The organism is Vibrio sp. MED222, assembly GCF_000153005.1.
Classification (GTDB): domain Bacteria; phylum Pseudomonadota; class Gammaproteobacteria; order Enterobacterales; family Vibrionaceae; genus Vibrio; species Vibrio tasmaniensis_A.
In genome coordinates this window covers 680,286-698,318 of sequence record NZ_CH902606.1, presented here as the reverse complement: position 1 = coordinate 698,318, position 18,033 = coordinate 680,286, and the positions used below count along the sequence as shown (strand labels likewise).

At 43.6% G+C, this 18,033-nt stretch carries 15 protein-coding genes; 7 read left to right on the top strand and 8 right to left on the bottom strand.

Annotation, left to right across the window (positions count from 1 at the left end; genetic code table 11):
* Positions 1–4: 4 nt before the first annotated feature.
* Complete coding sequence (gene moeA, locus MED222_RS18510; RefSeq protein WP_009845547.1) at positions 5–1,240, bottom strand: molybdopterin molybdotransferase MoeA; 1,236 nt, start codon at positions 1,238–1,240, stop codon at positions 5–7.
* 216 nt (positions 1,241–1,456) lie between these two features.
* Between moeA and folE the strand changes: the two genes are divergently transcribed.
* Positions 1,457–2,110, top strand: coding sequence for a GTP cyclohydrolase I FolE (gene folE, locus MED222_RS18515; RefSeq protein ID WP_004731548.1), 654 nt, complete (start codon positions 1,457–1,459; stop codon positions 2,108–2,110).
* A 65-nt stretch (positions 2,111–2,175) separates the two neighbouring features.
* Here the strand turns inward: folE and MED222_RS18520 are convergent, their stop codons facing one another.
* The 5 genes from MED222_RS18520 to MED222_RS18540 form a co-directional block, all read right to left on the bottom strand.
* Entirely contained in the window at positions 2,176–3,648 is a 1,473-nt protein-coding gene (locus tag MED222_RS18520; RefSeq protein ID WP_009845546.1) for a C69 family dipeptidase, read from the bottom strand.
* Positions 3,649–4,157: 509 nt separating this feature from the next.
* Positions 4,158–4,739: a hypothetical protein gene (locus MED222_RS18525; RefSeq protein ID WP_009845545.1), complete on the bottom strand. Its 582-nt coding sequence runs from the start codon at positions 4,737–4,739 to the stop codon at positions 4,158–4,160.
* On the bottom strand, positions 4,732–5,271 hold the full coding sequence (locus MED222_RS18530; RefSeq protein WP_004731545.1) for a YaeQ family protein: 540 nt from the start codon (positions 5,269–5,271) through the stop codon (positions 4,732–4,734). The genes MED222_RS18525 and MED222_RS18530 overlap by 8 nt, the downstream gene beginning before the upstream one ends.
* A 115-nt stretch (positions 5,272–5,386) precedes the next feature.
* On the bottom strand, positions 5,387–5,596 hold the full coding sequence (locus MED222_RS18535) for a cold-shock protein (protein WP_004731543.1): 210 nt from the start codon (positions 5,594–5,596) through the stop codon (positions 5,387–5,389).
* A gap of 448 nt (positions 5,597–6,044) precedes the next feature.
* Positions 6,045–7,130 carry a PQQ-dependent sugar dehydrogenase gene (locus MED222_RS18540; RefSeq protein WP_009845544.1) on the bottom strand — a complete coding sequence of 362 codons (1,086 nt, stop codon included), beginning with the start codon at positions 7,128–7,130 and terminating at the stop codon, positions 6,045–6,047.
* Between the two features lie 297 nt (positions 7,131–7,427).
* Here MED222_RS18540 and MED222_RS18545 point away from each other — a divergent pair, with 297 nt between their 5' ends.
* On the top strand, positions 7,428–8,621 hold the full coding sequence (locus MED222_RS18545) for a multidrug effflux MFS transporter (protein WP_009845543.1): 1,194 nt from the start codon (positions 7,428–7,430) through the stop codon (positions 8,619–8,621).
* A 148-nt stretch (positions 8,622–8,769) separates the two neighbouring features.
* Here the strand turns inward: MED222_RS18545 and MED222_RS18550 are convergent, their stop codons facing one another.
* Positions 8,770–9,555 (bottom strand): ABC transporter ATP-binding protein, encoded by a 786-nt coding sequence (locus tag MED222_RS18550; protein ID WP_009845542.1) that lies wholly within the window; start codon positions 9,553–9,555, stop codon positions 8,770–8,772.
* A gap of 76 nt (positions 9,556–9,631) precedes the next feature.
* Positions 9,632–10,390, bottom strand: coding sequence for a siderophore ferric iron reductase (locus tag MED222_RS18555; protein ID WP_009845541.1), 759 nt, complete (start codon positions 10,388–10,390; stop codon positions 9,632–9,634).
* 219 nt (positions 10,391–10,609) lie between these two features.
* Here MED222_RS18555 and MED222_RS18560 point away from each other — a divergent pair, with 219 nt between their 5' ends.
* From MED222_RS18560 to MED222_RS18580, 5 genes are all read left to right on the top strand, one after another.
* Positions 10,610–11,518 carry an AraC family transcriptional regulator gene (locus MED222_RS18560; protein WP_009845540.1) on the top strand — a complete coding sequence of 303 codons (909 nt, stop codon included), beginning with the start codon at positions 10,610–10,612 and terminating at the stop codon, positions 11,516–11,518.
* Positions 11,519–11,779: 261 nt separating this feature from the next.
* Positions 11,780–13,909, top strand: a complete 2,130-nt coding sequence (locus tag MED222_RS18565) for a TonB-dependent siderophore receptor (protein WP_009845539.1) — start codon at positions 11,780–11,782, stop codon at positions 13,907–13,909.
* Positions 13,910–13,999: 90 nt separating this feature from the next.
* Positions 14,000–14,953 carry an iron-siderophore ABC transporter substrate-binding protein gene (locus tag MED222_RS18570; RefSeq protein ID WP_032555065.1) on the top strand — a complete coding sequence of 318 codons (954 nt, stop codon included), beginning with the start codon at positions 14,000–14,002 and terminating at the stop codon, positions 14,951–14,953.
* Positions 14,953–16,947, top strand: a complete 1,995-nt coding sequence (fhuB, locus tag MED222_RS18575) for a Fe(3+)-hydroxamate ABC transporter permease FhuB (protein WP_009845537.1) — start codon at positions 14,953–14,955, stop codon at positions 16,945–16,947. Before MED222_RS18570 ends, fhuB begins: the two co-directional genes overlap by 1 nt.
* 253 nt (positions 16,948–17,200) lie before the next feature.
* Positions 17,201–18,013, top strand: a complete 813-nt coding sequence (locus MED222_RS18580) for a crotonase/enoyl-CoA hydratase family protein (RefSeq protein ID WP_009845536.1) — start codon at positions 17,201–17,203, stop codon at positions 18,011–18,013.
* Positions 18,014–18,033: the final 20 nt, after the last annotated feature.

Below are 18,033 nucleotides of genomic sequence, written 5' to 3'. Positions count from 1 at the left end.
CTCGTTAGTAAAGCGTCGAGTTAAACAGTTGGATCTGAACCGTTTCACCGACTTCAACACGGCCGCGTTCGCGCTCTAGTACCACAAAGCAGTTTGCTAAACTCATTGAGCGGAAAGCGCCAGAGCTTTGGTTACCCGTTGTTTCTACCACAAATTGACCGTTTTCAATCGAGTAAATGCCACGCTGGTAATCAGTACGGCCTGGGCCTTTTTTGAATGCAGACTTGGTGATAGCAGGAATAGATTCCGGAGCTGTCCACGCTGTGTGACCAGCCAATTTAGCAAGCATAGGTTGAACCAAAACATACATGGTCATCATCGCCGATACTGGGTTACCCGGTAGGCCGCAGAACCACGCGTTATCCAACTCACCAAATGCGAACGGTTTACCGGGTTTGATAGCTAGCTTCCAAAAACCGATTTGCCCCAGTTCTTCAAGAATGTCTTTCGTGTAATCAGCTTCGCCAACGCTTACGCCGCCAGAAGTCACAACCACGTCTGCTATTTGCTGTGCTTTCTCGAACGTCTCTTTAAGCGTTGCAGTGCAATCTGGGGTGATGCCTAGGTCTATAGCTTCACAACCAAACGCTTCAATTAGTGGCTTAATGCCGTAGCGGTTGCTGTCGTAGATCTGACCGTCTTCAAGCGGTTGACCTAGTGGCTTTAGCTCATCGCCGGTAGAAAAGAACGCGACTTTAGGCTTCTGTAACACTGTCACGTGGCTCACACCCAGCGAAGCAATCATTGGAATGTCACGAGGTGTTAAACGTTCACCGCGGCTAAGAACGATATCACCTTGTTTGATGTCATCACCAGTAGGGCGAATGTTATTGTTTAGCTTGATGTCGTCTTGTTGAATCTCAATACCAGCCTCAGTTTCGGCCGTATTTTCTTGCATGATTACGGCGTCACAACCCTCAGGGATCTTTGCGCCAGTCATAATGCGAATACAGGTGTTGCTTGGCCATTCACCTTCGAACGGTTGGCCTGCAAAAGATTTGCCTGCTAATGGTAGTACTTTACCGTTCTCTAGGTCTGCTAAGCGCAGTGCATAGCCATCCATTGCTGAGTTATCAAAAGGAGGTACGAAAATAGGGGAAAGAATATCTTCAGCAAGGACATAACCTAATGCTTCAGCAAGAGGTAGAGATAAAGTCGTTTGGATTGGTTTGATTGGTGATAGCAGCTTATCTAGTGCTTCTTCAATTGGCATTAAGCCCGGAGCGTCGCAACAGCCCATGATTGAAATCCTTTGGTCGTTATTATTTTGATTTAGTGGTTGGCAATGGTGACTCAATAATTATCAAATCACGGTTGTTCGCCAACGAAATTGCAGCCACTTTAGCATAGTTTAAGCCCCGTAAATAATGACCTCCCTTAAAATATGGGTGTATTTAATCAAAATTCCGAGTATCCTTGTTTGCCATCCAGAAGGGGTATTAAAAGAGGAAGTTCAATGTCAGGTCTTAGCGAATCAGCGAAGTTGGTTAAAGATGCGCTAGCAAGCCGCGGATTAGAGACACCAATGCGTCCTAACCAGGTTAGCCGAGAAGAGAAAAAGGAACGAATCGAACACCATATGCGTGAGATTCTAACTCTCCTTGAACTTGATCTTGCAGATGACAGTCTGGAAGAAACACCACAACGCATTGCAAAAATGTATGTGGATGAGATTTTCTCTGGTTTGGATTACGCCAATTTCCCTAAAATCACCGTGATCGAAAACAAGATGGGTGTTCGTGAAATGGTTCGTGTAAAAGACATTACCGTCACCAGCACATGTGAGCATCACTTAGTCACCATTGATGGTAAAACCGCAGTCGCTTACATTCCTCAAGGTAAGATCATTGGTCTTTCGAAGATCAACCGAATCGTTCGTTTCTTTGCTCAACGTCCTCAAGTTCAAGAACGTATGACGCAGCAAATCCTTGTAGCATTACAAACGCTGCTAGAAACGGATGATGTTGCTGTAACCATGGATGCGGTTCATTACTGCGTGAAATCTCGTGGTGTAATGGACGCAACCAGCGAAACAACAACAACAGCTCTGGGGGGTATTTTTAGATCAAACCCAGCAACGCGCCATGAGTTCTTACACGGCCTGCGTTAGAACTAAACCTATTCAGATAAAAAAACGGAGCATTATGCTCCGTTTTTATTGGTTGCTTCATAAGCCTACAGATTTACTATTTTCTTAAACTCTTCCTCTGAGTATTTCTTCTCTGTGCTTTTAGTCAAATCTGTAATCATTTTGTATCTAAGCTCAGTTGCCATATCTAAGGTACGCTTAAGCTGTCCGTATGAGTAGTCGGCAGCCATGTTCAGAGCCGCTTGTTTATCTACTTTATACATGTCTGTTAACGTTTTATCTAAGTGTGCGACCTGCTTGTATAATTGAGTTTCTTCTTTGTCCCAAGTTGCTTTTAGTACTGGTAAATACTTATCTGGGTTTGTAGAAGCGAGGGCGGTTAGGCTACGGAACTGCCAATAAGCTGAATCATCACTGTAGTTATCATCGCCTACTTGGTACGCTTTTGGGTAATCTTGTAGGGTTGAGTATAACGGCACTAAAACAGATTCTGGTAACACGCCGAAGCTTTGCCAAATAATACCTTGAAGCTCTTCTGGCATCTCAGGGCGAAGCTGAATAATATGCGACTCTAGTTGACGCTCAACTCTAATTGGTCGTTTCGATTTTCCTTCCAAAACCGTGTCTTTATAAGTCGCGCTAAGTACCTCTGCCACATTTTCAACTGAGATTTTTGTATCAGGTTTCATAAACAAAGGGTATTGCGTCATGCGACTTTGTTGATGCAGCGAAGGTGTCAGTATTTTTTGGCCTAACCATTCACGATCGATATTATACTCATCACCAATAACTCCGAATGCTTTTGCAAAATTGAAAGATTTTTCATCTGCGTTATCAAGCAGTTTGTTTTGTTCTACAAACTCGAATATGTCTTTTGAATGCAGTACCTCTTTGTTTGCCAAGTTCACACCATGTACACGTAAGCCATTTGCAATCATGGCGTAACTGTCATCTGGCACTTTTACAGCAATCCAATGGTGACCTGAACCAATTTCAAATAACCACGCCTCATTGGTGTCTGCAATATAGAGACTGTTTCCTTCACCAGCACCATAGGTTTCGATGTAATGACCGAGTAACTCTACGGCTTGTTTTGCGTTTTCTGCCTGAGGAAGGATTAACGTAGGTATAATGGCTTCGATTACGCCATTGTCGATTAAAGGATCTACCTTGGCGACTTTGTCGTTTATTTCTGCGCTGGTTGTTGCTGAAATGGCAACGTTGTGTTCATTAATCCCACGTTCTTCATAAAACTTTCCGTCGCGATTAACGGTATCCGCATCCCAGTCTGGTATCGCAGAGTAAGCAAAGAAGTGCTTTGGCATCGGAACAATTAACCCGTTACCTAACTGCCAGTCACCTTCTTGGTTATCTTGCGCAGGTCGATACTTTAGGTATTTGTTCCAGTTGTTAACGCTAAAATCTTCATTACGAGCAATCATAATGCTACCGTCGCTCGACGCTTCTTTACCAACAATAAGCCCAGTACAAGCTATCGCATTACTGCTTAGAGCGACAGCTACTGCAGTTGCAAGAAAGGATACAGACCATATTTTCATTTTAATTCTCCGCTTATAAAACAAGATAATTTAAAGTTAACGTTAGTTGTATTTGCAGGTTTTTTATTATCATTTTATAAAAATCAGTGTACTTACCATCACAAGAGAAAATGCTTCTGCTCGTCACATAACTGATATTTCCATTTGAGAATAATTATCTGAAAAATATGCACTTTTTGAATAAATTGATAAGTTATAGTTGTAAAGTAACCTTGCCATATACGTAGCTTTAATTCGTCGTGTTATGAGAAGTATCATTATCACAACAAGACTTTGTTCGTCTCTAACGTATGGTTTTTGGGTTGCAATCGGATAAACAACAGTGCTGAAGCGCGGTATCTTGTGGGGGCTTTTTTGTGCTTGCAATGAAGTAAACTGCAATGACTGAGAATGTCGTCATTCTCTAAAGCGAGGAACGAGTGTAATAGGGAATCTCTGGCGGCTAAGCAGAATAAGTGCGCTCTATAAAAATATAGAGCGTATCTAGAGTCAGTCGCTGGTGGGAATGCTTAAGAAAGATTAAACAAACGCTTAAAGTGGTGAACAAAACCGGACGGCTTATTCTCAGCTTGATAGAGGTTTAAACCATCATAAAAACTGGCCATAAACTCTATGCGAATCTCATCATCACTGCTTCTCGATATGCGAGACAACAGAGTAGCGGCTACAGCGGCATGATCATTAGCAAGGCTGTAATCCATTCCTAGTCGTCCTTGAATGAACAACCACAAATGAGTGATTAACTTTAACTGCTGAGCGTTAGAATTTTGAAACTTGTCGCTGTGCTCAGTGCCCACTGTAGTATCGAATACATTTTGCATTGCCTCATTCGCTTCTTTATTGCTTTCAAAGCGATAGCTTGCATCGATATGTACCTTGGTTAACAAGCCAAGCAACGTCTGACGTGCAGAGTTGTCCGGCTTGTTCTCGCAAGCGTGTCTAAATAGAGCATGGTTTTCATCAATAAATGACTTTAACTCTTTTTCATAGCCAGTCGTCAGCGCTTTGACTGAATCGAGACCTGCGAGCTGCAGACACGCTTCGAGCTTAGTTTGGCGCTGAGGTTCAGTCTGAGTTTGGATCTCAGTCATTACTCTGTAGCTCTTCCCACGTTACTTCTGCCGATTGAGTGTCGCTGTTTACGAACGCAGAGTTACCCGACAGCATCACTGAAAGATCCATCGTACGTTGTGTCATCGCTGCTAGTTGTTCAATACCATCGTTGTCTAGGCGAACGATCTGAGCTTTCAGGTAACCGAATTTACCTTTGTTCTGTTCCCACCAAACATTCGATTTAGTGTTGAAGCTAAACACGCTCACAGACTTAGATAGGCGAGTCGCTTTTTTAACGCGTTCTGGATCGGGTTCACCAACATCAATCCACTCTAAGATTTGGTCATCTAACGACTTCTGCCATAAATCGGGTTCTTCAATGCTAGACAACCCTTTAGTGAATTCAAGTTCAGGAGATGCATTGATACAGAAAGCAATGATACGAGCCATCATGCGCTGTTCTGTTTCAGAAGGGTGTTGTGCAACCGTTAGATTAAAAGAGTCGTAATAGTCGCGATTCATATCGGTTAAAGAAATACGAAACTTATAGATTGTTGGTTTGAGAGCCATTGATAGGGTGTCTTAGATAGAAATAGTGGGGGGATGTTACCTTAAATCTCTGAATAGCGGGTAAAAAAATAGCCAGCAGAGGCTGGCTATTTTTAGAAAGCTTTAAAATACTAAATTAAAGTACTTTGATGCTGTCAGCTTGTGGGCCTTTTTGACCTTGAGATACAGTGAACTCAACTTGTTGGCCTTCAGCAAGAGTTTTGAAACCGTCGCCTGTGATTGCAGAGAAGTGTGCAAATACGTCTGGGCCGTTTTCTTGCTCGATGAAGCCGAAGCCTTTAGTTTCGTTGAACCATTTTACTTTACCAGTAACTGTGTTAGACATGATGATATCCTAAAATTAAATTTTTATTTTGAGCCAATTGTGGCACTGATAGCGCGGAAAAGTTTATTGCTATTGCGTACAACACAACGGGGTTACTAGTAATCCAACGAAATGTTTATATACAAAGAACTTTCTTTCTAGCCGAGATGAAGTCTAAATCAAATTAGGGGATAGTCAATCGAATCCATAGTGAAAGGTTGCAGAAACTTGGGGGTAGTCAAACTTTGCATTCCTTAAATATCATGGAGTTACAGTTGTATGGTGATTTGTTGTAGTTTTTGTGAAAAAGGTGGTCGAAATTGATGACGAATTTGGAGTAATTGCACTGTTTTGGCACATTTATTTTCCAAATTATTAAGCCGCTAATTGGTGCCTGAACCTAATTTTAACGGCTTATATTTATAAATCTCACGGTAAGTATCATGTTTCTATTGGAACGAGGTTTTGACTACTTTTTCAAGCGATACAGGTTGCCATTATCGGTACTGAAAAAGATGTCGCCGCTTGGTGAAGTTTCAATGTCTCTTATCCTCTCGCCTAAATCTTCTAAAATACGTTCTTCCTTGATTGCATCACCTTGTCCATTGACTGTCACAATATTGATGTGGGTAAGCTTAAGTGCGCCAGCCAGCAGCTTTCCTTTTAACTCTGGGTATTTATCCCCTTGGTAAACAATCAAGCTCCCCGGAGCGATTGAAGGAACGTAGACTTTTTTAGGCGCTTCAATGCCATCTTTAGTTTCAGACTCGCCTACGCTAATTGGGCCCCAATACTCTTTTCCGTGTGATGTGACAGGCCACCCGTAGTTGGCACCTGCTTTTATTAAGTTGATTTCGTCACCACCGCGCGGGCCGTGTTCAATCGACCACAGCTTCTGGGTCGGGAAGTCGTAATACAAGCCTTGTGGATTACGATGGCCATAGCTCCAAATCTCATTGAGTACCTTGCTGTTATCCGAGAACGGGTTATCGCTTGGTGTGCTTCCATCAGCATTCAATCGTAATATTGATCCGGCGTGAGTCATGGTGCCTTGGCCGTTGTCTCGATCACCACGGTCGCCGATTGAAAAATACAGGTGGCTATCATCAAAGGTGATACGGCTGCCAAAGTGACGTCCGGTGTCCGTTCTGGATTTAGATACAAACACGTCTGTCCAATTGGTAACTTCATTATTGCTGTAATTAGCAGAAGCCAGTGACGTTACTCCTTCACCATCGACGTCTTTACTGTAAGTGACGTAGAACTTTTCGTTTTCAAAAGGGGAGAGCGCGATATCCAACAGACCACCTTGGCCTTTCGCCCAAACATTGGGCAGCCTGAACAGTGTGCTTTGCTCACCCGTCTTTAAATCAACCTGTTTAATGACGCCTGCTTTTTCTGTGAGAAGCATAGTACTGTCATCGACATAAGCGAGCCCCCATGGAACCTCAAGGCCGTCTGTGATTTTCTCTACTTGCCATGCAAAAGCAGAGGATATTGGACTTGATGCGATGAGTGCCAAAGCATAGGAAAGAATACGATGATGATTGTTCATGGGAGTCCTTTGTTTTCATGACGTGGTATTAGTTTAGCTTGTGGTCGACAGGTGCAAAGGTTGGGTTACTGAAAAGTGACTATTCATTTATTTAGTTCAACCAGTGTTGTATGAGTAAGCAAGCTCACGTATGTTTAGCCTGCCATTCTCTATTCGATTCCTTCGGAGCATAATGAATACTACCCTTGCAACATCTTCGCTGTTTTCTCTGTCTGTATGTTGTCAGGTTGATACCCAAGCTATCTATTCTCAAACCACCCGATCTCAAAACAGCTGTTATGTTGGATACTTTACATCATGAGTCGTCGATTTGACTTTAAATCGATCCTACTTGCGTGTTTGGTCATCAGCATCGGCCAACTCAGTATGGGGCTGGTATTTCCATCATTACCTTGGATCGCGAAAGACTTTGATGTTTCGCTAGAGCAAGCTCAGCTTCTGGTGAGTGTCTATTTGTTAGGTTTTGGACCTTCTCAGTTTATTTATGGTCCAATTTCCGATGCTCTAGGGCGCAAGAAAGTACTGCTGAGCGGATTATTAATCGCCATGCTGGGACTATTAATGATCATCTTCTTTAGCCATTCATTTACTAGCATGGTGATGGGGCGTTTTCTGCAAGGCTTAGGAACGGGTTGTTGCGCTGTACTTGCTCGTGCTTCCACGCGGGATAGATTCAGTGGGGCAGATTTACCTTTAGCTATGTCCTACATTGCGATGGTCGCGTCTATTACACCTTTGATTGCGCCCGTAATCGGCGGCTTTATTAACTTCCATTTTGGCTGGAGCATGGTGTTCATCTCGCTACTTGGCTATGTCTCATTAGCTTGGGTGGTTTTGGCGTTCAAGTTTAAGGAAACCGTCACTCAGATCTCCGCTATTCCTTCGGCAAAGAAAATGGTTTCTCAATACAAAGAGTTGCTAACTTCTCGCTATTTTATGAGTTTTGCGAGTATTGGCTGGCTTAACTTTAGTTTGATGATCACTACCGTATCAGTGATGCCATTTATTATGCAAAATCAGATTGGTATGACGTCTGATGAATACGCGATGTGGGCGGTGATTCCTGCTTTAGGCATGCTGGGTGGAACAAGTTTATGTAACCGTATTCGCCCCATGTTGGGCAACAAGAAAACTCTGTTATGTACCCCTGTATTGCATATCTCTGCGGCGTTGTGGCTTTTCTTTTGCCCACTTGAGCCTTTGTATCTCATGCTTGGCCAGTTCTTGATGATTCTTGGCAATGGTATTGCATTGCCTTGTGCTCAGGCGTTGGTGATGTTGCCTTATAAGAAGAACGCTGGCGCGGCTGCTGCGATGTCTGGCGGCGGGCAGATGGTGGTGTCTTCAATGGTGAGTATGGGGCTAGTTCAATTAGGGCTAGGAGAAGCGTGGCATTTATCGCTTGTCATCATGTTGTTCACTATTATTACTCTGATTAATATTTTGCGTGGTTTCAGTAGTCAAGAAGCGAGAGAGTCGCAGCTGAGCTAGTTAATTAGTTAATTATTTAGCTAGCGAGTGAAAAACGAAAAGGCCATTAAAGTTCTGAGACTTCAATGGCCTTCTTTATGCTTAGAGCTTAGAGCTTAGAGCTTAGAGCTTAGAGCTTAGAGCTTAGACTTAAGCTGAAATGCCCGAACTATTCACAGACGACTGCAACCTTCTCGCTTGCTGCTGTCTTAGCTGGAACTGGATGATCGATCAGTCGAATCGAAGACTCATACAAAGCTGATAGCGCTTGTTCATCAAGTAACTTATCCGCACTGCCTTCAAAAGCAATCTGACCTTTTTTCAGTGCAACGATGTGTGTCGCGTAACGCAGTGCTAAGTTCAAATCGTGCAAAATGACGATCACCCCAACATTTTCCGTTTTGTTGAGTTCAGACAGTAAACCCATAAGCTGAAACTGATGATGCACATCCAGTGCCGAAGTTGGTTCATCAAGGATTAGTACTGGTGATTGTTGAGCCAACAACATCGATACCCACGCGCGTTGACGTTCTCCTCCAGATAAATCATCCGCCAAGGCTTGCGAGAATTCAGTGACACCGGTTCTTTCCATCGCCTGTTGGATAATCGACTTATCTTCTGAATTCCAACGGCCTAGCGCGCCTCTCCATGGGAAACGTCCTAAACGAACCAACTCTTCTACGGTTAAGCCAGCAGAAGCGGGGAGCTTTTGCGGTAAATAAGCAATTTTTTTCGCTAAATCTTTGCTTTTGAATGAAGAGAGGGAAGTGCCGTCTAGTTCCACGCTGCCGTGATCCGGCGACATCTGCCCAGAGAGCAAATTAACGAGTGTAGATTTACCCGAACCATTATGGCCAAGAACGACTGTCAGTTCATTGGTCGGAATCGCGAGGTCTTCGATTGAGAGAATGGTTCGTTCATCACGAATAACTTTGATGTTTGAAAGCTGAAACATGTCAGTCCTGTAATTAGGTCAGTAGCGAAGCTCAATGGAGAAGGCTCGTCGTATTGAACTTTAATAAATGGCGTGACTAAGCGATTTTTTTGTTGTCTGGATGCCTAGGGCAATTATCACAGTACTTTCTTGAATCGCACTTATAAACCAGGCAGCAGCTGATTCTGATCAGTTTTAACATCCCCGAACTAGAATCCACTTTAAGGCTGTCTAAATGATTTTCAGACAACTGGCATGCTTCTAGCCAAAGTTTAGCTTGCGCAGTAATGTAATCGTTGGTCAGGCTTGGTTCGTGTTGCTGAAGTTTTATCAAACTGCCTAACAATAGATCGGCCAATAAATGATTGGTAAATCCTGGGCGAATACGTGTCCATTCACTGATCTGGCTTCGATAAAACTCAGTCAGTGCAAGAATGGCTTCACCAGCATCGGGAATCAGCTCTTCTGGTGAGCCATGTTGATGATCACCATTAAAGAAGCGGTAGCCAGTAATGAACTCTTTGTATCTAAATTGACCGATATTCTTGATGTCGGGCAATGAATGAAGCCCATAGATAGAAATGAAAGTCACATAGATAGGCTGCCAACACACGAGATCCCAGGTTCGTGTTAACCAATACGCTTTGCCTGCTTCTGGGTGGCTTTGCGAAAGACCATCGTAAACTCGTTTGAGCTCTTTATGGCTATTCTCATTTGTTACCGCAATGCTCTTGTTATTAAGTGCACCAAAGCTTCCGCTTAAATAAGGGGTCACTTGTTTTGAGTAAGCGAAGATTTTTTGATGTAGGGACGGGGCTTTCCGACGAGTGATAATATTGTGCAGTTGGGGAAGCATCTTAAATCAATAAATGAGAATCAGTTGCGTTATCATAACGAACATAGTCGAGGATAACCATACAAAATGGAGCATCTACTCGGTGCTTTTTACGTTTTTGAGATTTATAAAGTTTGGATGGGCTGTCCTTTTTTCAGTGATAAAAGCCACTTTAAGTGATAAAAGTATTGTTGAACCCAACACGCCCTAGTCAAAAATAGAGAAGATGAAAGCTTGAATATGAACACACCTGCATTTGACCGTATCAGCCGCGTTCTGGCTTATATCCATGCGAATCTTAGCTCTGCGTTATCGCTAGAAGATTTAGCGACGCAAAGCTGTTGGTCTCGTTGGCAGCTGCAAAGAGTGTTTCAAGCCGAAACCGGGCTTACCGTGGCGAACTATGTGAGAGAGCTAAAGTTAAGTCAGGCTGCCGAAGAGCTGCTTGATGGAAAAGATCGTGTTATCGATATTGCGCTTGGTCTCGGATTCAATTCAGAAATAAGCTTTAGCCGTTCGTTTAAGCAAATGTTTGGGGTAAGCCCAAGTCAGTATAGAAAAGCAGGCAAAAGAGTAGGGTTAAAAAAGCCGATACAAGTATCTGAAACGGCGAGTAATTCAGAAAATAGGGCGTTAAGCTTTGTGGAAGTACGCATTGATGAAAGAGAGTCTTTCTTAGTGAAAGGAATGACATCAGAAATCAGTGGCTTGTTTTCACTCACGCAAGACTTCGCGCAGAAAGTCCCTCAGCTATGGTCACGTTTAGAAGGTGAGGTTGAAATCCCTGACGCCAACATGCTCCAGTTTATTGGCGTTGTTGACCTGACTCAGTCTTGTTTTGACGGAACCAATATTTACTATTGGGCGGGCGTTGAGCTTCATGACGAGATCTCTATCCCGCAACTGCCTAGTATTATCTCTGATAAGTTAGAGGTGCTGACGATTCCGAAGCAAACCTATGCTGTAGTGAAGCACCGTGGTCCTATAGAGCATCTACCCCATACTCTAAGTTGGTTTGTGCTTAATTGGCTTCCAAATTCAGGTTATCGTGGCGTTGATGGTTATGAACTTGAGATGTACCCATTTGGTTATCAAGCTCATGCTTCTGATGCGGAAATGGAGTACTGGGTTCCTATTATTAAATCGTAGTCATATTTCAGCTCTCCGACTTTCTCCCCCCTTCTCAAAAGCCTTTGTGTTACAAGGTCAAAGGCTACAAGGTCAAACGCTACTAGGTCAAATGTTACTAGATCAATTGTGTGTTTAATCAGCAATTGACCTAGTTTTACTCAAAATAGGCCAAGTTCTTTTTGAACTTGCACCAAATTGTTAATTATCCTACCTCTAGATACATACAATGCAAATGAGATTTATTACTATTTACAATTAAGCATTGGTACCGAGGGAATCATGACCACTCACACTCGTTTTAAGTATTCATCATTGGCAGTCGCGTTGCTGACTGCGTTTTCAGCGCAAGCATTCGCGGAAGATACCGCTACTTCGGCAGATTCGAATGTAGAAACTATTACTGTTATGGGTAAAGCCTACCGTAATACAGCAACGAAAACCGTTTTAGCACCAGAAGAAACGCCGCAAACACTTAACGTTATCGAAAGCGAACAGATGGAACAACGTGGTGTTAAGTCTGTAATGCAAGCTCTTCGCTATGCACCAGGTGTATCAACCGAGAATAAAGGTGGTGCAGTGGTTCTTAGTGATTGGGTTAAAATTCGCGGTTTTGACTCTACGAATAACTATTATGACGGAATGATGTTGCCAATCCTTCCTGGATGGAACGTACAACCTCAGATTGATCCTATTGCGATGGAGCGTTTGGAAATATTTAAAGGTCCAACATCGGTTCTTTACGGATCAATGCCACCAGGAGGCATGGTTAATATCATTGCAAAAGCGCCTAAGTTCGAAGAGTCTACGAAAATTGGCTTAGCAACGGGTTTAGATAACTTAGTTGAAGCTTCAATGGATACAACGGGTGCTTTGAGTGACAACGTTGCTTATCGCTTGGTTGCTCTGGGTCGTAAGAAAGATACGCAAGTAGACGGTGTTGAGGAAGAGCGCTATGTGATTGCGCCATCAATCGATTGGTATGTGTCTGATAAAACCTTTATTAACTTCAATCTTTATTATCAGAATGACCCTGCATTAGGTCAGAACGTGACACTCCCATTAGCGGCGATTGAATCAGGAAAAGTATCACCTTCGACATTTGCCGGGGATGTTAATTACAACACCATCAAACGTGATTTCTTTATTACTGGTTATAAGTTTAACCATGATTTCAACTCAAATTGGGCATTTCTTCAGAATTTCCGTTATATGAAAACTGACTTTTATCAAGAAAGTACTAGCAGTGGCAATTTTGATGCTTCAACTGGCTCATTAGCTCGTTCGGCATATAGCACCGATGAAAGTTCTACGGGTATTAGTGTTGATAACCAACTATCGGGCTTAGTGTCGACTGGCTCATTGGATCACTATTTACTTTTTGGTGTGGATTATCGAAACACAGAGGGTGATGTAGCCTACGACGCTTTCGCAGGTGTTGATAGCATCAACCTTTACAATCCAAATAACAATAAGCTGAATCCGAATGATTTTACAAAAACGTATTATCAAAATAACGACATTGAAGTGAGTCAGCTTGGATTCTATTTCCAAGATCAGATGTTGATTGATAATTGGGTGTTCATTGCTGGTGGTCGTTTTGACAAAGTCGAAACAACGACAAAAGTATCAGTATTGGGTGGTGCACCAAGCAAAACGGATACTGATGATACAAACTTCTCATACCGCTTAGGCGCTTTGTACAAATTTGATAATGGTTTATCTCCATTTGCTAACTTTGCTACCAGTTTTGAACCGAGTGTAAAGTTAGATACTAACGGTAATAACTTAGATCCTGAAACCGGTGAACAAGTCGAGTTTGGTCTTAAGTATGACTCATATGAGAATATGATTTCAGGTTCGATGGCTCTGTTCCAAGTGAATAAGAAAAATGTTGGAGTTCGTCCTGATGGCGCTTCACCATGGACTTCAGTTGGCGAGATTCGCTCACAAGGTATTGAGTTGGAAGGACGAGCACAAGTCACTGAAAACTTGGATGTGTTGGCGAACTACACATACACCGATATGGAAATTACGGAAGATAGAAATGCGTCAAATATCGGACAAACACCAGTATTTGTACCAGATCATACTGCAAATGTTTGGGCTAACTACTTTGTACGTAGTGGTACAATGAGTGGCCTTAGAGTCGGCGGTGGCGTGCGTTATGTGGGAGAAACTGTTCTAAACGATACGTCAGACAAAAATAAAGGCCAAGTACCATCATATACTTTAGTTGATTTGTCTCTAGGTTATGACTTAGGAGAGGTTAACAGCTCGCTTAAGAACGCAACAGCTAATGTCGTTGCAAATAACATATTCAATGAAGAGTATTACACTTGTTGGAATGAGAGCTATTGCTGGTACGGTCAAGAGCAAACTGTAGAATTTAATGTTAATTACGAATTCTAACTAAGTTAGGGTTATCAATTTAAAGCAGCCATTACTGGGCTGCTTTTGTCGTTTGAATAAATATAGAATTTAGATTGAGTAGGCAACAATATGAATTTACAACGAATCGCTTCCCATGTTTCTAAAATAAAGAGCTTGCATATAAAGCTGGCGGTATCCGTATTAGCGAGCGCTTTATCGTTTAATGCGATGGCCGATTACCAAGTTGAAGACAGCGAGGGCGTTAAAACCCTTGAAGCTCAGCCTGTTAGAGTGGCGGCGCTGAACTGGGACATAGCCGAACAAGTGATTGAACTCGGTGTAACACCAGTAGCAGTACCTGATATTGCTGGTTATACCGACTGGGTTGTTCAGCCTGCCATTCCAGAAGGCGTGGCGGACATTGGCACTCGAACTGAGCCTAATTTTTCTGCTTTGAAGAAGCTAAACCCTGATGTGATTCTTATCGCTTCGCCTCAGAAAGATCTTCAGGATCGACTCTCGGAAATTGCGCCCGTACTTTACTACCAAACGTACAGTGAACAACACAACAATGCAGCGGCTGCTATAGAGAACTTCAAGAAGATAGGTAAATTGCTTGGCAATGAAGAACAAGCGAACAACAAATTGGCAGTGATGGATGAACGTATCGCTGTTCTAAAAGCTGAGTTAGACAAAGCGTATCCGGGTGACAAGCCAAAAGTTACTTCTTTCCGTTTTGCGAGTACCACATCGGTGTTTATCTACGGCGATAATTCGATTCCGCAATATGCGCTTGAACAGTTAGGTTTTGAAAATGCGATGGATCTTCCTGCGAGTCAGTGGGGCATCAGTCAAAAACGAATGACAGAGCTTAAGAACGTAAAGAAGGGCATTGCGCTTTACTTTGAACCTTTTCCATATCAAGAAAAGTTAGACCGATCCCCGGTTTGGAAGAGCATGCCTTTTGTTCGTAACGGTCAATTTAGTCCAGTAGCGGCAAGTTGGAGTTACGGTGGTGCAATGTCGATTTTGTATAACGCAGAAGCTATGGCGCAATCGCTGTTGACGTTAGCGGAGCAGTAATGAAATCCAGTGGTTTGGTGATGGGGGCAGCGCTGTTTTTCGCTTCCCTTGTTCATTTATGGTTAGGGCAATCTGAATTTGGCCCTATCGGTGAGCTGCTCCAGCAAGTTTCACTGATCAGTGACAGCGTGACATTCAACTCAATGGTTGATGATTCATTCGAGTTGATGGCGTTAATCTATGTCAACTTGCCTCGCTTGGTCATGGCGATTTTGGTTGGTGGAACACTCGGCACCATAGGTAGCCTGTTTCAACAACTGACGCAGAACCGAATGATGTCGCCGCTTACTTTAGGTACGTCGTCAGGGGCGTGGCTTGGTTTGGTTATTCTGAATGTGGTTGCGCCGATGTTGGTCGCTCAGTATTCAGTTTGGTTCGCTCTGATCGGTGCACTGCTGGCGATGGGGCTGATTGTTTCGATTGTCGGAATCAAAAACATGAGCGGCTTGCCAATTGTTTTGTCGGGCATGGCAGTTAACTTACTGTTAGGCGCATTTGCGACTGCGATTATTTTGCTCAATGACCAGTACGCCCAGAACTTGTTTGTATGGGGAGCGGGTGATCTAGGACAGAACGGTTGGGAACAAGTAATTTGGCTGATGCCTAAGCTACTTCCGATCTTTGCCATCTTCTTATTGGCGCCAAGAGTCCTGACTTTGCTTTCGATTGGCACTGAAGGGGCAGCAGCACGCGGGCTCAATATTGGCGCAACATTCTTTGTGCTAATGGCAATTGGCGTTTGGTTGGTCTCAGTGTCGATTACCTCAGTGGGCGTGATCAGCTTTATTGGTTTGATAGCTCCGAACATTGCGAGGCATTTAGGTTTTCTAAAGGCCAAATCTGAACTCGTCGCAAGCTGTGTATTAGGTGCGCTACTGCTTTGTGTGACCGACAGCTTGGCGATTTTCTTGGCGCAATGGTCTTTGGATATGATTCCAACAGGAACGGCAACCGCGGTGATTGGCGCTCCAGCGTTGATCATAATTGCGAGAAAGCAATTATCGGCTCAAGATCAGCTGTTTTTCTCGATGCCTAAAGGCCCAAAGTTTATTTCACCTTTGGCTTACTTCTTGTTAGGCACAATGATTTTTGGGCTGTTGGCGTTGAGTACGCTCTCACAGCCTTCTTCTGATATGGGCTATTTTGTTATCCCAGACGCATTTGAATGGTCGATTCGTTGGCCGAGAATATTAACGGCGATATTCGCTGGTGGCGGTTTGGCGGTGGCGGGCGTGATTTTACAAAGGTTAGTCTACAATCCGCTTGCAAGCCCGGACATTCTTGGTGTGTCGGCGGGCGCTGTTCTGGCGTTGATTTTCAGTAGCCTATTTATGGGTTATTCGATTCACTCATTGAGCCCTTGGATTGCTTTCTTAGGCAGCGCGATTGCACTGTGTTTATTGCTATTCCTTGGCAAGAAGCATCAGTTTGCACCTTCGATCTTGATTCTCACAGGTATCTCATTAACCGCAGTTTTGGAAGCTTTGGTGCAATTCTCTTTAACGCGAGTGGGTGAGGGGAAATACACTTTATTGGCTTGGTTGGCAGGCTCTACCTATCGTGTTGAACCTGAGTCGGCAATGATTATGACCATGGTGATAACGGCTTCTATCGGGGCTGCTTTGCTATTGAGCCGTTGGGTGACCTTAATTGCGACTGGCCGACAGTTCGCGAGTGCCAGAGGGCTGAATATCAGTATCGCCTACGTGGCACTGTTGTGTATTGTTGCGATCTTATGTTCGGTCGTGACAACCACCATGGGACCAGTCGCGTTTGTCGGCTTGTTAGCTCCGCATATCGCAGCAATGGTGGGCGCTCGTTTGGTTCGAGAGCAGATCATCTTGTCGTTTTTGATTGGTGCAGCATTGATGCTATTTGCAGACTGGTTAGGGCAAGTGGTGGTGTTCCCAGCGCAGCTTGCCGCAGGGACGTTAGTTTCAATTATTGGTGGCAGTTATTTCATCTTCTTGTTACTGAAATCTCGAAGAACATAGGTTCTGTCAAAACAGAGAGCCCTTGATTATCAAAGCTACTGGTATTCAAAACTACTGGCAATCAAAGCGATTCGCAATAAAAGCTACGAATGAAAAGCAGTGAATGGAGCGAACCATCACTGCTTTTTTATTGATGTCGTTTGTGTAAGGGGGAGGTGTTAAGCAACACAGGTCTCGCTTCTTAATGTGCAAGTTTGGCATATGTTAATAAAATGTATAACCTAAAGGTCTGACCACTTATAAGGTAGCCACCATGCCAAACCTCGATCGTATCACTTGTTCCATTGATGAAAACCAAATTGCCACCGTTGTGCTGAATAGACCCGATAAGCTCAACGCTATTGATATGGCGATGTTTGAAGGCGTCAATAATATGATCAGAGAACTCAAAAAGAATAACGAGATTCGCGCTGTGATAGTGAAAGGTAATGGTACGGATTTTTGTTCAGGGCTCGATGTTAAATCGTTATTGAACAGTAAAGTTGGAGCGATGAAGCTTTTGTTCAAATGGTTGCCGACGTTGCCAAATGCGGCTCAGTATTTTTCTATTGGTTGGCGAGAGATCCCTTGCCCTGTCATTTTTGCGATTCACGGGCGTTGTTGGGGAGGTGGGCTTCAATTAGCCAGTGGTGGTGATTTTAGAATCGCTAGCCCAGACGCGAACTTCTCGATATTGGAAGCGAAGTGGGGGCTGATTCCTGACATGGGAGGCGCCATCGCATTTCGCGAGCTGATGCGTAAAGATCACACCTTAGAAATGGCAATGACGGCCAAAGTGATCGACTGTGAAACCGCGAAAGAATATGGATTGGTGACTAAAATCGCTGAAGACCCTTACGCTGAAGCCTATGCGTTGGCACTTGAGTGCGCGAATCGGTCGCCAGATGTTGTCGCTGCTAATAAGAAACTCTACAACAAGACTTGGTGGTCCAGTCCTGGGTTCGCCTTATTTTACGAGACTTGGTATCAAATAAAGGTAGGGGTAGGTAAGAACAGAGCAATTGCTGCTCAACGTGAAATTCATCGAGACAAGGCGCGTCCATACGCCGCTAGAAGGTTCAAATAGCGCTTGTAAAGTAATAACGG

Bases quoted from the DNA above. Each gene is read 5' to 3' on its own strand.
- MED222_RS18570 (WP_032555065.1), top strand. From the start codon at position 14,000: ATGAATTTACAACGAATCGCTTCCCATGTTTCTAAAATAAAGAGCTTG.
- fhuB (WP_009845537.1), top strand. From the start codon at position 14,953: ATGAAATCCAGTGGTTTGGTGATGGGGGCAGCGCTGTTTTTCGCTTCC.
- MED222_RS18545 (WP_009845543.1), top strand. From the start codon at position 7,428: ATGAGTCGTCGATTTGACTTTAAATCGATCCTACTTGCGTGTTTGGTC.
- MED222_RS18535 (WP_004731543.1), bottom strand. From the start codon at position 5,596: ATGTCTAACACAGTTACTGGTAAAGTAAAATGGTTCAACGAAACTAAA.
- MED222_RS18550 (WP_009845542.1), bottom strand. From the start codon at position 9,555: ATGTTTCAGCTTTCAAACATCAAAGTTATTCGTGATGAACGAACCATT.
- MED222_RS18565 (WP_009845539.1), top strand. From the start codon at position 11,780: ATGACCACTCACACTCGTTTTAAGTATTCATCATTGGCAGTCGCGTTG.
- MED222_RS18530 (WP_004731545.1), bottom strand. From the start codon at position 5,271: ATGGCTCTCAAACCAACAATCTATAAGTTTCGTATTTCTTTAACCGAT.
- MED222_RS18540 (WP_009845544.1), bottom strand. From the start codon at position 7,130: ATGAACAATCATCATCGTATTCTTTCCTATGCTTTGGCACTCATCGCA.
- MED222_RS18555 (WP_009845541.1), bottom strand. From the start codon at position 10,390: ATGCTTCCCCAACTGCACAATATTATCACTCGTCGGAAAGCCCCGTCC.
- MED222_RS18525 (WP_009845545.1), bottom strand. From the start codon at position 4,739: ATGACTGAGATCCAAACTCAGACTGAACCTCAGCGCCAAACTAAGCTC.
- folE (WP_004731548.1), top strand. From the start codon at position 1,457: ATGTCAGGTCTTAGCGAATCAGCGAAGTTGGTTAAAGATGCGCTAGCA.
- MED222_RS18560 (WP_009845540.1), top strand. From the start codon at position 10,610: ATGAACACACCTGCATTTGACCGTATCAGCCGCGTTCTGGCTTATATC.
- MED222_RS18520 (WP_009845546.1), bottom strand. From the start codon at position 3,648: ATGAAAATATGGTCTGTATCCTTTCTTGCAACTGCAGTAGCTGTCGCT.
- moeA (WP_009845547.1), bottom strand. From the start codon at position 1,240: ATGGGCTGTTGCGACGCTCCGGGCTTAATGCCAATTGAAGAAGCACTA.
- MED222_RS18580 (WP_009845536.1), top strand. From the start codon at position 17,201: ATGCCAAACCTCGATCGTATCACTTGTTCCATTGATGAAAACCAAATT.